Raw genomic sequence first — 12,894 nt, 5'->3', positions numbered from 1 at the left:
TCTCTGGAGGACTGCCCCATGAATGGATCCACCACCTTTGACCTGCCCATCGGCGGCATGACCTGCGCCAGTTGCGCCGGGCGTGTCGAGCGCGCGCTGGGCAAAGTCCCGGGGGTGCAAAGCGTCAGCGTCAACCTGGCCAACGAGCGCGCCCACGTCGAAGTGCTGGGCCAGATCGACCCGGCCGTGCTGATCGCCGCCGTCGACAAAGCCGGCTACACCGCCAGCCTGCCGCAAAGCGAAACCAGGACCGAGGCCGATCAGGCCCAACGCCTGCACCGCGAGCGCTGGTCGCTGCTGCTGGCGATTGTGCTGGCATTGCCCCTGGTGCTGCCGATGCTGGTGCAACCCTTCGGCCTGCACTGGATGCTGCCGGCCTGGGTGCAGTTCCTCCTGGCGACCCCGGTGCAATTCATCTTCGGTGCACGCTTCTATATCGCAGCCTGGAAGGCCGTGCGGGCCGGCGCCGGCAATATGGACCTGCTGGTGGCCATCGGCACCAGCGCCGGTTACGGCCTGAGCCTCTATGAATGGCTGACCGCCCCCTCGGGCACCATGCCCCATCTGTACTTCGAAGCGTCTGCCGTGGTGATCGCCCTGGTGCTGCTCGGTAAATACCTGGAGAGCCGCGCCAAACGCCAGACCGCCAGCGCCATCCGCGCCCTGGAAGCCCTGCGCCCTGAACGCGCCATGCGTATACAGGCTGGCCGCGAGGAGGATGTGGCCATCAGCGCGCTCAAGCTTAATGACCTGGTGCTGGTCAAACCCGGCGAGCGCTTCCCGGTGGACGGTGAAGTGGTAGAAGGCCAGAGCCATGCCGATGAGGCACTGATCAGCGGCGAAAGCCTGCCGGTGCCGAAACAGCCCGGCGACGCCGTGACCGGCGGTGCCATCAATGGCGAAGGTCGCCTGCTGGTGCGCACCACCGCGCTCGGTGCCGAAAGCGTACTGGCGCGCATCATCCGCCTGGTGGAAGACGCCCAGGCCGCCAAGGCACCGATCCAGAAGCTGGTGGATAAGGTCAGCCAGGTATTCGTGCCGACCGTGCTGGTGCTGGCGTTGATCACACTGGTGGGGTGGTGGCTGTACGGTGCGCCGCTGGAGACCGCGATCATCAACGCCGTGGCGGTGCTGGTGATCGCCTGCCCGTGCGCACTCGGGCTGGCTACACCGACCGCCATCATGGCCGGCACCGGCGTCGCCGCACGCTATGGCATCCTGATCAAGGACGCCGAAGCGCTGGAGCGCGCCCATGAAGTGAGCACCGTGGTGTTCGACAAAACCGGCACTCTAACTTCCGGCACCCCAAAAATTGCCCATTTGGCGGCAGTGGATGGCGATGCAGCCACATTGCTGCAACAGGCCGGTGCGCTGCAACGCGGCAGCGAACACCCGTTGGCAAAGGCCGTGCTGGATGCGTGCAGCGAGCAAGGCCTGACGGTGGCGGACGTAAGCACCAGCCAATCCCTGACCGGACGTGGCATTGCCGGCACCCTCGGCGGGCGCCAACTGGCCCTGGGAAATCGGCGCCTGCTGGAAGAAAGCGGCCTGGACGCGGGTGGGCTGGCCGACTCTGCCACGGCCTGGGAGGCCGAGGGCCGTACCTTGTCCTGGCTGATCGAGCAAGGCGCACAACCCCGTGTACTCGGGCTGTTTGCCTTTGGTGACACGCTCAAGCCTGGCGCGCTGGAAGCGGTGGCACAACTCAAGGCCCGGCACATCAGCAGCCACTTGCTCACCGGCGACAATCGCGGCAGCGCCCGCGTCGTTGCCCAAGCGCTGGGCATCGATGACGTACACGCCGAAGTCCTGCCCGCCGATAAAGCCGCCACCGTCGCCGAACTGAAAAAAACCGGCGTAGTGGCCATGGTCGGCGACGGCATCAACGACGCCCCGGCCCTGGCCGCCGCCGACATCGGCATCGCCATGGGCGGCGGCACCGACGTGGCCATGCATGCCGCCGGCATCACCTTGATGCGCGGCGACCCACGCCTGGTCCCGGCCGCCCTGGAGATCAGCCGCAAGACCTACGCCAAGATCCGCCAGAACCTGTTCTGGGCCTTTGTGTATAACTTGATCGGCATTCCCCTGGCCGCATTCGGCCTGCTCAACCCGGTGCTCGCGGGCGCGGCCATGGCCTTGTCCAGCGTCAGTGTCGTGAGCAATGCCTTGCTGTTGAAAACTTGGAAACCAAGCACTTGGAAACAGTCGCACTTGGAGGATCAACGCCCATGAACATCGGCCAAGCCGCCCGGCAAAGCGGGCTGAGCGCGAAGATGATTCGCTACTACGAATCCATCGGCCTGCTCAAGGCGGCCCATCGCACCGACAGCGGCTACCGCATCTACGGCACCGACGACCTGCACACCCTGGCGTTTATCAAACGCTCGCGGGACCTGGGGTTTTCATTGGAAGAGGTGGGCAAACTGCTGACCCTGTGGCAGGACCGGCAACGGGCCAGCGCCGATGTGAAAGCCCTGGCGCGCCAACATATCGATGAATTGAACCAGAAGATCCTGGAGTTGGGGCAATTGCGCGATACGTTGCAGGACCTGGTGGAGCACTGCCAGGGCGATCACCGGCCGGATTGTCCGATTCTCAAGGAACTGGCATCGGGAAGCTGCTGCGCGTGACGGAATCTATCTGAATGCATGCAAAACCAAATGTGGGAGGGGCGGTGCGACGATTCGACTTGCCCCTCCCACATTTTGATCCTCATCCAGCCAGGGATCACTGCATCCAGGGCGGCGGCGGTGGCTCTTCCGACGCTTTGCTCGGCGGCGCATCATCCGCCGCCCGAATGGCCTGGCGCCGTTCTTCGTCCAGCCTTGCCGCTTCGATCTCGCGGATCACACCGCCTACGTCTGCCAGTTCTTCCGGCTCGTCGAACTCGCCGGTCAAGACACTGGCCGGGTGCAAGGTGCCGGCTTCGTAGAGTGCCCACATTTCCTTGGCGTACTTGGTCTTCTTCAACTCCGGGGCAAAACGCCCGAAATAGGAAGCCATGTTGCCCACATCCCGCTCCAGCATGTTGAACGCGTGGTTGTTGCCCGCCGCATCCACCGCCTGGGGCAGGTCGATGATGACCGGACCGGTCGGCGTGAGCAGTACGTTGAACTCGGACAGGTCACCGTGCACCAGGCCGGTACACAGCATCAGCACGATCTGGGAAATCAGGAAGGCGTGGTATTCACGCGCCTGATCCGGCTCCAACGTCACGTCATTCAGACGTGGCGCGGCATCACCGTACTCGTCGGCCACCAGCTCCATCAACAACACGCCTTCGAGGAAGTCGTACGGCTTGGGCACGCGAACGCCCGCACCGGCCAGGCGGAACAACGCCGCTACTTCGGCGTTCTGCCAGGCATCTTCGGTTTCTTTCTTGCCGAATTTCGAGCCCTTGGCCATGGCCCGGGCCTGCCGGCTGTTACGGACCTTACGGCCTTCCTGGTATTCGGACGCTTGACGAAAACTTCGTTTGTTCGCCTCCTTGTAAACCTTGGCGCAACGCAATTCATTGCCGCAGCGCACCACATAAACAGCTGCTTCTTTACCACTCATGAGTGGGCGCAGCACTTCGTCGACCAGACCGTCTTCGATCAGGGGTTCAATGCGTTTAGGAGTCTTCATCAGCTTTTATTGTGGGTCCTTTATTACCAAATACGCGTATGGCACTCGTTATACGGCAATCGGCTCGCCGGTGGGAGGGGCTACCGACCTCTGACCACTCAAGAATGCATCCAATATGCCAATTTTGGCGAATTCAACGTTCGATGATCGCCGTCACACCTTGCCCGCCTGCCGCGCAGATCGAAATCAGCCCGCGCCCCTTGCCCGCCGCGTCGAGCAACTTGGCCAGGTTGGCAACGATGCGCCCACCGGTGGCGGCAAACGGGTGACCGGCCGCCAGCGAGCTGCCCTTCACATTGAGCCGGCTGCGATCAATGGCCCCCAATGGCGCGTCCAGCCCGAGGCGCGTCTGGCAGTAATCCGCATCCTCCCACGCCTTGAGCGTGCACAACACCTGGGCCGCGAAGGCTTCGTGAATCTCGTAGTAATCAAAGTCCTGCAGCGTCAGGCCGTTGCGCGCCAGCAAGCGCGGCACCGCATACACCGGCGCCATCAGCAGGCCTTCGGCGCCGTTGACGAAATCCACCGCCGCCGCTTCGCCATCGCGCAGGTAGGCCAGGATCGGCAAACCACGCGCCTGGGCCCACGCCTCGCTGCCCAACAACACCAGGGATGCGCCATCGGTGAGCGGTGTGGAATTGCCGGCCGTCAGCGTGCCTTCTTCGCTACGCTCAAACGCAGGCTTGAGCGCGGCAAGTTTCTCCAGGCTCAGGTCGGGGCGCAGGTTGTTGTCGCGAGTCAGACCCAGAAACGGCGTGAGCAGATCGTTATGCCAGCCTTCGGCATAGGCAGCGGCCATTTTCTGATGGCTCTCGAGGGCGAGTTGATCCTGCTCGGCACGGGGAATCTGCCAGGTCTGTGCCATCAATTCGCAATGCTGGCCCATGGACAAACCGGTGCGCGGCTCGCCGTTACGCGGCAGCTCAGGCTTGAGGTGCTGGGGACGAAGTTGTAACAGGACTTTTAATTTATCCGCCATGGACTTGCTGCGATTGGCTTGCAGCAGGATCTTTCGCAGCCCTTCATTCACGCCGATAGGTGCGTCGGAGGTGGTATCCACCCCACCGGCAATCCCGCATTCAATCTGGCCCAGGGCGATCTTGTTGGCCACCAGCAACGCCGCCTCGAGCCCCGTGCCGCACGCCTGCTGAATGTCATAGGCCGGGGTTTGCGGCGACAGGCGTGAACCCAGCACGCATTCACGGGTGAGGTTGAAGTCGCGGGAATGCTTGAGCACCGCGCCGGCGGCCACCTCGCCCATGCGCAGGCCGTGCAGGTTGTAGCGTTCGATCAGGCCCTCCAGGGCCGCGGTCAGCATCGCCTGGTTGCTCGCCGTGGCGTAGGGGCCATTGGAGCGGGCGAAAGGAATGCGGTTACCGCCAATGATCGCTACACGGCGCAATTGAGTCATGGAAAGCTCCCTGTCGGTTGTGGTCTGGATAACTGAGCCTAGTCGAACGACTGCTACCCTGGGATGGTCAACCCTTTGAACCCCAGCCTTCGGAGAGCGTTCCATGTCTGACCGTTATATCGACTTCGCCAACTCAAGCCTCGGCCATCGCCTGGTCGCCGCCCTTGGCCTGCCGTCACCGGTACGCCTGGAACGCTGGCAAGCCGGGCGCCTGCGCCCGGTGGAAGGTGCGCTGTTACTGGGTGGGGGCGCGCTGGCAACGAACGTGAAAGCGTTTGCCAACCGGCTCACCGACGCCATTTACACCTACGGCGCCGACACTTCGACCTGGATTCCCGGCCATGGCCCCAAGCTCAAGGCCGTGGTATTCGATGCCAGCGACCTGCTACACACCGACCAGCTCAAGCAACTGCGTGAGTTTTTCCAACCGTTGCTGAAAAACCTGGATCACAGTGCACACCTGGTGATCCTCGGCCGCGCGCCGGAAAGCCTCAGCGACCCGTTCGCCGCCAGCGCCCAGCGCGCCCTCGAAGGTTTCAGCCGGTCACTGGCCAAGGAACTGCGCAACGGCGGCGTGCTGCAATTGCTCTACGTCAGCGACGGTGCCGAAGACCAACTGGAAGGCGCGCTGCGCTTCTTCCTCTCACCGAAAAGCGCCTATATCTCCGGCCAGGTGATTCGCCTCAAGGCCTGTGCCACGCCCGTCGAAGACTGGACTCGCCCCCTCGCCGGGCGCAAGGCATTGGTCACCGGCGCAGCCCGTGGCATTGGCGCGTCCATCGCTGAAACCCTGGCCCGCGACGGCGCCGAAGTGATCCTGCTCGACGTGCCCCAGGCCAAGGCCGACCTCGAGGCCCTGGCCGCACGCCTGGGTGCGCGCACCGTGGTGCTGGATATCTGCGCCGAAGACGCCGCCGGCCAGTTGATCGAACACCTGCCCGACGGCCTCGACATCCTGGTGCACAACGCCGGGATCACCCGTGACAAGACCCTGGCCAACATGACCCCGGAATACTGGGACGCGGTGCTGGCGGTCAACCTCAATGCCCCGCAAGTGCTGACCAAGGCACTGCTGGACAGCGGCACCCTGCACGACAACGCCCGCGTGGTGGTGCTGGCCTCCATCAGCGGCATCGCCGGCAACCGTGGGCAGACCAACTATGCCGCGAGCAAGGCCGGCTTGATCGGCCTGGTACAGGCATGGGCGCCGTTATTGGAAGAACGCGGGATCAGTATCAACGCCGTAGCCCCAGGCTTTATCGAAACCCAGATGACCGCGCATATTCCCTTTGCCCTGCGTGAAGCCGGGCGGCGCATGAGCTCGCTGGGCCAGGGCGGTTTGCCGCAGGACGTCGCCGAAGCAGTGGCCTGGCTGGGCCAGCCGGGTTCCGGTGCGGTCAGCGGGCAAGCGCTGCGGGTGTGTGGGCAAAGTCTATTGGGAGCGTAAGCATGGATTGGCAAACCTTAGGCAGTACGCCGTTTCTGCCACCGTTGTATTGGCGGGCAGCGCTCAAGCGCAAGATCACCGGCAACACGCTGCCCGAGCAAGGCTTGCGCTGTCGGGTAAGCGTCGACCCCAAGCAGGTGGCGGCGTACCGCCAGGTCTGCGGGTTTACCGAGAGCCCCATGCTGCCGGCGACCTATCCGCACATCCTGGCATTCGGTCTTCAGATGCAGTTGCTCACCGATAAGAAGTTTCCCTTCCCTCTGCTGGGATTGATTCACCTGAGTAACCGTATCCGCATCCATCGCCCACTGGGCGGAGTCAGCGAATTGTCCATCGGCGTGCACACGCAGAACCTCAGGCCCCACCCCAAGGGCGCGACCTTTGAAGTGGTCACCACAGTTGAAGACTCTCTCGGCCTGCTGTGGGAAGCCGAGAGCCGAATGCTGTGCCGGGGTGTAAAGCTCGAAGGCGAAGCGACCGATGATGCCCGTCCCAGCCCTGCCGAGATCAGCGAATTGACTCGCTGGAAGGCCCCAGCCGATATCGGCCGCCGCTACGCGAGAGTGTCCGGCGACTACAACCCGATCCACCTCAGCGCCCTGACCGCCAGACTGTTCGGTTTCCCCCAAGCCATCGCCCACGGGCTGTGGAACAAGGCGCACACCCTCGCCGCCCTGGGTGAACACCTGCCTGCGGCCAATATCGAGATAGACGTGGAGTTCAGGAAGCCCGTGCGCCTGCCCAGTGAAGTCAGGTTACTGGTCAGCGCCGCCGGTTCCAGCGGCGAATTCTTATTGAAAGGCGCGGGTGACATCGAGCATATGCTGGGTAAATGGCAGCCCATTGCATAAAAGCGACTGATAAATTGTATATATACACCCTAAGTGATAGCGGGCCTTTTCAGGCTCGCTTTTTATATGCAGGTTTTTGATTTTAAACATATATACATCCAGAAACATCATGCCCTATACCTTTGGCATTAGTCGCTTAAACGGTACAACCCAGCCGTATATAAATCATTAATACCAAGTTGAGCATTGAGAGAAAGAGCGCCCGGGCCTGTTATAGCCACACGGACAAACGCATCGCTATCCGCAGAAATAGCCAGCGTTTGAGACAACTCAGGTTGTACAGGTGCAAGGAACTCAATCATGAAGACTCAAGTCATGTTCTGGAAAGCAAGTACCACGCTGGCACTGGCAATCGCACTCACACTCGGCGGTTGCAGCAGCGGTGGCGGCGGACATCACAGTGGGGGCTCTACTTCCTCGGATACTGCTGCTGGCGGTGGCGGCAGCGGTGGTGGCGGTACAGACGGTGGCGGTACCGGCACAACCAGCACCCTGGTAACGGCCAGCGTGGCCGACACCCTCGGCGATACCGTGACCGACCTCGGCGGCACCGTCAGCAGCCTGGGCACTACCCTTGGCAGCCTGCCTATCGTGGGTGCAACTACGCGCAGCCTGGTGCGTGCTACCGGCAACGCCGTCAGCAGCATCGGCGAAGGCCTGTCGGATGGCCTCGGTTCCCTGGGTACCGACAGCAATGCACTGGGCAACACCGTCGCGGGCGTGGCCGACGGCGTCTCCGACCTCGGTGCAGGCGTGACCGCCACCGGCCAGAACGTCGCCACCTTGCTGGGGCACGTGCCGGTGGTCAGCGGCGCGGCACCGGTGGCAGGCAACGTCGTCGGCAAGCTCGGCAATGCCGTGACCATGCTCGGCGACACCCTCAGCACCGCCAGTACCACCGGCCCGCTGGGCTCGGCCACCCATACGCTTGGCGCAAAGGTATTGGTCCCGGTGGTGTCGCTGGTGGAAAGCACCACCGCTAAAGTCGGCAGCACGACCGGCCTGGACAGCCCCGTGGGCGGCCTGCTGCAAAAGCTCGGCGATACCGTCGATAGCCTGGGCAATCAAGTCGCCGACACCGGTGGCAGCGGCAACCCGGCGACCGGCGCCGTGGGCGGCGTGCTCAATGGCGTGGGTACCGTGGTCGGCAAGGCCAGCGGCTATGTCGACGCCACGGGTAACAGTGGCGGCAGCAACCGCAGACCGGGCCTGGCGGAACTCATCGGCGGCGTGATAGCGGGCGCCGGCAGCGGCCTCAATGCCGGCAGTAGCAACGGTCTGGTCAGCGCCACCGGCGTCACCGGTGTGAAGGCGGGCACTACCGTGGCATCCCTGGGCACCCTTCTGGGCGGCAGTGGCGTCCCCAACACCGCCGCAGGCACCCCCATTGCCACGTTGACCAGCCAGGTCGGCGGCGCGTTGAACCCCGTCACCAGTGGCGTCACCCGCCTCACTCAAAACGTCGGCAATGCCACCGGCCTGGGCACTCCAATCAACGGCCTGGCCACCAACGCCGGCGGCGCCGTCAGCAGGCTGGGCAGCCAAATCACCAGCACCAACGCCAACCCGGTCATCAACGCCTTGGGGGGTACCGTCAACGCAGTGGGTGGCACCGTGGCCTCGGTCGGAGGATTGGTCAGCGGCGGCCCCAACACCGGTGGTGGTTTGCTCGGCGGCGGCCTGGCCGTGACGACCTCCGCGGGTGCCAGCACCAGCACGAATGGCGGTGCCCTGGGCGGACTGCTGGGTGGCCTGACCGGCAGGAAATGATTGCACCTGGCCGATTAGACGGCCTCACCTACAGCGCCTACGCTTGGTTGAGACGAGAGACCAGCTAAGTCTCTCGTCTTTTTTTCATGGGTCAATGATCGACCCCTGAAAACACCCAGACCGCGCTCCCCGAGCCCGACGGGAACCTGCAAAACGCTGCAGCAGTTTTGACCATGGAGTGTCCTATGCGCGCTTTGACACCGTTGTTACTGCTCACCCTCAGTGCTTCCGTCCACGCCGACCCCCTGCCCAGTTTCCTGAATAGCAACGACACCGTCCGCAACCTGCCCGTGCCTAACCTGCCCGCCGACGCGTATCGACCGGCGCCCCCGCAGACCCGACTGCCCGCCCCTGCTGCCAGCGCGGAGCAGCCGTTGCTGATGGACACCAAGGTGACCATTCGAAAGCTGCAGATCGACGGCGGCACGGTCTACCCGCTCAAGGACGTCGCCCAGGCATTCGAACCGCTGATCGGCCATGAAACCAACCTGGCGCAATTGATCGAAGCCACCCGCAGCATCACCCGCCGCTACCAGGAAGATGGCTACCTGCTGTCCTACGCCTTCCTGCCGGAACAGCGCTTCGACGGCGGCCTGGTGCATGTGGTGCTGGTCGAAGGCTATATCCGCGATTACCAGCTGCAAGGCGACATCGGCCCGGTTTCGTCATACGTCGACAAACTCGCCGAAAAACTCAAGGCCGAACGTCCACTCACCCGTAAGACGTTCGAGCGTTACACGACACTGATGAGCGCCATCCCGGGCGTAACCTTGCAGGCCCAGGTACCGCCGCCCGCCACCACCGACGGCGGCACGCCGATGCACATCACCGCCAGCCGCAAACCCTTCACCACCAGCATGAGCCTCAACGAGGCCAGCCGAGGCGGCACGCAGGCGCTGCTCACCGGCACCGGCAACTCCTGGACCTCCATGGGCGAACAACTGAGCCTCAGCGGCCTGTTCCCGCCCGGCGACGACAAAGAACATTACTACCGCGCAGCCTACAGCCAATTCATCAATGCCGAGGGCACCCAGCTCACGCTGTCGGGTGAACGCTACCGCGCCGATCCACGCACCAGCCTGCAACTGGGCGAAGGCCTGGAGCTCAAGCCACACCAGGAAATCGACCGCTACGCCATCGGCTTCAGCCACCCGCTGATCGCGTCGCCCAACGAGTCATTGAACCTCGGCGCCCGCTACTATGCCGTCGACCAGACTACGCGCTACAAGCTCGAAGGTTTCCCGCAACGCCTGGCGCTGCAAACAGACCTGCGCGCACTGGCGTTCGAAGGCGATTGGCGCAAGGCCGACACGACCCAGTTGCGCATCCTCAGCGCCGGTGTGTACCAAGGCATCAACGGCATGGGCGCCAAGACCCGCACAGACTTCGGCGGGCTCAAGCCGGACCTCGACTTCTTCCGCCTGCGTCTCTCCGGCGTGCAGAGCAACAGGCTCTTCGATAACTGGCAAGGTGTGCTCTCCGGCGCACTCTACTGGAGCCACGACGACCTGCCCGACAGCGAGCGCGCCACCTTCGGCGGGCAGAATTTCGGCCGTGGCTACCCCGATGACCAGGGCTCCGGCGACAAAGGCTGGGGCGTGGCGTATGAGATCAACTACAGCTACAACCGTACCGGCGAGTGGGTGCGCATCCTGCAGCCCTATATGGTGTTCGACCGCGCCAGGGCCTGGTTCAACGACCTGCCGGTCAAGGGCAGCGATATGTCATCGGCGGCCCTGGGCCTGCGTTTTGGCGACGCCAGGTACTACAACATTTCCGTGGAGGCGGCCAAGCCGATGGCGGATGTGGCGCGGGATAACTTCGACCGGCGGCCGCGGTATACGCTGAGCTTCACTTATCAGCTGTGAATGAGCGCTTAATACCTGGAGTGAGAGAGAGGAAACAGGTTGTTGAGCGTATCGATCAAGCGCACCAGATAGATCGGCTTGCGGAACAGGTCCAGCACCTGCAGGCGCAGCATGTCGCTGACGTCATCCATCTCGGCATGGCCCGACATCACGATCACCGGCAGGTGCGAGCGCGAGGTGTGTTCGCGCAGGCGCTTGATCAAGGAAATACCGCTTTCCTCAGGCATGCGCAGGTCGGTAATGACCAGGGCGATATCCGGATGCAGTGTCAATTCTTGCAAGGCGAAGGTCACGGAGGTGGCGGTAAAACAGACAAAGCCCTCGTGTTCGAGGGATTCGGCCAGCTCAACCAGAGCATCCTCTTCGTCGTCCACCAATAATATTTGTTGGCGAGACAAAGAAGATGCGCTCATGGCCGTACCTGGAAGAATGGGGTAATTGGAGAATAGCCGCTGCAACTTGGAAGTCAGGTCGCCGTTGGCAGCTTGGTAGCGATCGAAGTGAAAATTCCACTTATCTTGGTGCCCAGGCCTGTTCCGGCACCCACAATGACGAGGGCCACCAGCGCCACGATAATGGCGTATTCAATACCTGAAGCAGCCTCTTTGCGTTTGAAGAACAGTTGTATCTGAACATATAACTTCAACATCAGGTCAAGGAACATACGACTTCTCCCTAATACGCCACTAAAAGCCAGTACGGCTCTAGCACGATGTTTGCGACGTGCAATTAGAGCATTGCCAACAAACCTCAGCCTCACAACTGTAAGAACTCATTAATCACAAAGTATTAGTCGTCGGTGCATGCCTGACTACCCGGCTGCAAATAGCGTTCAAATAAAATTTTATCCGTGACAAATGGCGTTTCGTCCTGGCTGAGCTACCTTCAAATAGCCAAATCGTTAGATGTTCATCACAGCCAGGTTGCGAATTAGTTCGTTTGGATTGACGAACAGGTAGTGCAACGGGAAAGGGAGAGCCGTCATGAACAGTCGCATCAGCATGGCCCTGGCCGCTGTGCTGCTAATCGGGGCATTGATTGCAGGGTACTGGGGGCTGGTGTTGAGCCGCCAAACGGAGCCCGTCGCAACACCTGTCATTTCTGCCGAAAAGCCCACTGCTGTCGTCGAAGACCAGACCCGCCAACCAGTGGTCGTACTGGCGCATGACGTCCCTGCCTTCGTTGCACTTACCGCTGCCGACCTGGTCGTGGAAAAACTCCGCACGGTGCCCGCCGGCAGCCTGACGCGGCTGGACAAGGCCATCGGCCGCCAACCACTGCGCGCACTGGGAGCAGGTACCTGGCTCAGCGAAGAAAGCTTCAGCGCCGGCGGCCCGCTTGCCCGCATGATTCATCCCGATGAGCGCGCATTGGCCGTGGCCGTCGACGAGGTGATCGGCGCGGCAGGCCAACTGAGCCCCGGCGACTATGTGGATGTGCTGCTGTTCCTGCGCCAGGATGCTGGCAACGCGGAGCAGTCGGCACAAATCGTCCTTCCAGCCCTGCGCCTGCTCAGCGTCGGTGACCAATTGGGCCTGGCCAACGATGGCTTGCCGGCCGTGCCGCCCGCCGCCACGCCCGAGGAGCGCGCCCAGGCTGCCCAGCGTCGCGCTGCTGCACGCACCGTGGTGTTGGCCGTGCCGGAGCCTCTATTGAGCCGCCTGATGCTGGCGTCGCAAGCCGGTACCTTGCGCCTGGCCGTGCGCAGTGCCGAGGAGCAACTGCTCAGCCAGTACTGGGCCGGGGAAAACGACGCTTCGGACAAACTGGCCAATGCCAATCGTGACCTCTACCAATTCACCCAGCTTGCCCTTGTGGGACCGCCCAAAAGCGTCGCGCAAATCAGCGGCGCACCCGCTGTACGCCGGGGCGTCGAGGTGATTCGCGGCGCGCAGGCCACTGAACAAACCCCGTGAT

Annotated in this window: 12 protein-coding genes; 7 read left to right on the top strand and 5 right to left on the bottom strand. The window is 62.8% G+C overall.

Going from position 1 to position 12,894, the window contains the following annotated elements; all coding sequences use genetic code 11:
* Nucleotides 1-18 precede the first annotated feature (18 nt).
* Both Q8X51_RS22745 and cueR read left to right on the top strand, forming a co-directional pair.
* On the top strand, nt 19-2,235 hold the full coding sequence (locus Q8X51_RS22745) for a heavy metal translocating P-type ATPase (protein ID WP_407693620.1): 2,217 nt from the start codon (nt 19-21) through the stop codon (nt 2,233-2,235).
* Nucleotides 2,232-2,633 (top strand): Cu(I)-responsive transcriptional regulator, encoded by a 402-nt coding sequence (gene cueR, locus Q8X51_RS22740; RefSeq protein WP_065925533.1) that lies wholly within the window; start codon nt 2,232-2,234, stop codon nt 2,631-2,633. Before Q8X51_RS22745 ends, cueR begins: the two co-directional genes overlap by 4 nt.
* A gap of 97 nt (nt 2,634-2,730) precedes the next feature.
* Here the strand turns inward: cueR and Q8X51_RS22735 are convergent, their stop codons facing one another.
* Both Q8X51_RS22735 and Q8X51_RS22730 read right to left on the bottom strand, forming a co-directional pair.
* Nucleotides 2,731-3,630, bottom strand: a complete 900-nt coding sequence (locus Q8X51_RS22735; protein ID WP_027607961.1) for a PA4780 family RIO1-like protein kinase — start codon at nt 3,628-3,630, stop codon at nt 2,731-2,733.
* A gap of 133 nt (nt 3,631-3,763) precedes the next feature.
* Nucleotides 3,764-5,041, bottom strand: coding sequence for an acetyl-CoA C-acetyltransferase (locus Q8X51_RS22730; RefSeq protein WP_407693619.1), 1,278 nt, complete (start codon nt 5,039-5,041; stop codon nt 3,764-3,766).
* A gap of 103 nt (nt 5,042-5,144) precedes the next feature.
* On the opposite strand from Q8X51_RS22730, the gene Q8X51_RS22725 reads away from it, so the two are divergent.
* Both Q8X51_RS22725 and Q8X51_RS22720 read left to right on the top strand, forming a co-directional pair.
* On the top strand, nt 5,145-6,488 hold the full coding sequence (locus Q8X51_RS22725) for a 3-oxoacyl-ACP reductase (protein WP_065925535.1): 1,344 nt from the start codon (nt 5,145-5,147) through the stop codon (nt 6,486-6,488).
* Between the two features lie 2 nt (nt 6,489-6,490).
* Nucleotides 6,491-7,339 (top strand): MaoC family dehydratase, encoded by an 849-nt coding sequence (locus Q8X51_RS22720; RefSeq protein ID WP_407693618.1) that lies wholly within the window; start codon nt 6,491-6,493, stop codon nt 7,337-7,339.
* A gap of 128 nt (nt 7,340-7,467) precedes the next feature.
* Here Q8X51_RS22720 and Q8X51_RS22715 read toward each other — a convergent pair whose 3' ends face one another.
* A complete protein-coding gene (locus Q8X51_RS22715; RefSeq protein ID WP_155954386.1) occupies nt 7,468-7,641 on the bottom strand; it encodes a hypothetical protein in 174 nt (57 codons plus the stop codon).
* Here Q8X51_RS22715 and Q8X51_RS22710 point away from each other — a divergent pair.
* Both Q8X51_RS22710 and Q8X51_RS22705 read left to right on the top strand, forming a co-directional pair.
* Nucleotides 7,640-9,109 carry a collagen-like triple helix repeat-containing protein gene (locus Q8X51_RS22710; protein ID WP_407693617.1) on the top strand — a complete coding sequence of 490 codons (1,470 nt, stop codon included), beginning with the start codon at nt 7,640-7,642 and terminating at the stop codon, nt 9,107-9,109. The genes Q8X51_RS22715 and Q8X51_RS22710 overlap by 2 nt on opposite strands.
* Nucleotides 9,110-9,294: 185 nt before the next feature.
* Nucleotides 9,295-10,977, top strand: a complete 1,683-nt coding sequence (locus tag Q8X51_RS22705; protein ID WP_407693616.1) for a ShlB/FhaC/HecB family hemolysin secretion/activation protein — start codon at nt 9,295-9,297, stop codon at nt 10,975-10,977.
* Nucleotides 10,978-10,985: 8 nt separating this feature from the next.
* Here Q8X51_RS22705 and Q8X51_RS22700 read toward each other — a convergent pair whose 3' ends face one another.
* Nucleotides 10,986-11,390, bottom strand: a complete 405-nt coding sequence (locus Q8X51_RS22700) for a response regulator (protein WP_065947180.1) — start codon at nt 11,388-11,390, stop codon at nt 10,986-10,988.
* Nucleotides 11,391-11,443: 53 nt separating this feature from the next.
* Nucleotides 11,444-11,641, bottom strand: a complete 198-nt coding sequence (locus Q8X51_RS22695) for a Flp family type IVb pilin (RefSeq protein WP_065947179.1) — start codon at nt 11,639-11,641, stop codon at nt 11,444-11,446.
* Nucleotides 11,642-11,960: 319 nt separating this feature from the next.
* Between Q8X51_RS22695 and cpaB the strand changes: the two genes are divergently transcribed.
* A complete protein-coding gene (cpaB, locus tag Q8X51_RS22690; RefSeq protein WP_407693615.1) occupies nt 11,961-12,893 on the top strand; it encodes a Flp pilus assembly protein CpaB in 933 nt (310 codons plus the stop codon).
* The last annotated feature ends 1 nt before the right edge of the window (nt 12,894 follow it).

Source organism: Pseudomonas sp. Yb2C2 (assembly GCF_052112325.1).
Classification (GTDB): Bacteria; Pseudomonadota; Gammaproteobacteria; order Pseudomonadales; family Pseudomonadaceae; genus Aquipseudomonas; species Aquipseudomonas marginalis.
The sequence above is the reverse complement of the archived record's forward strand: the minus strand, read 5'-3'. Positions and strand labels throughout refer to the sequence as shown.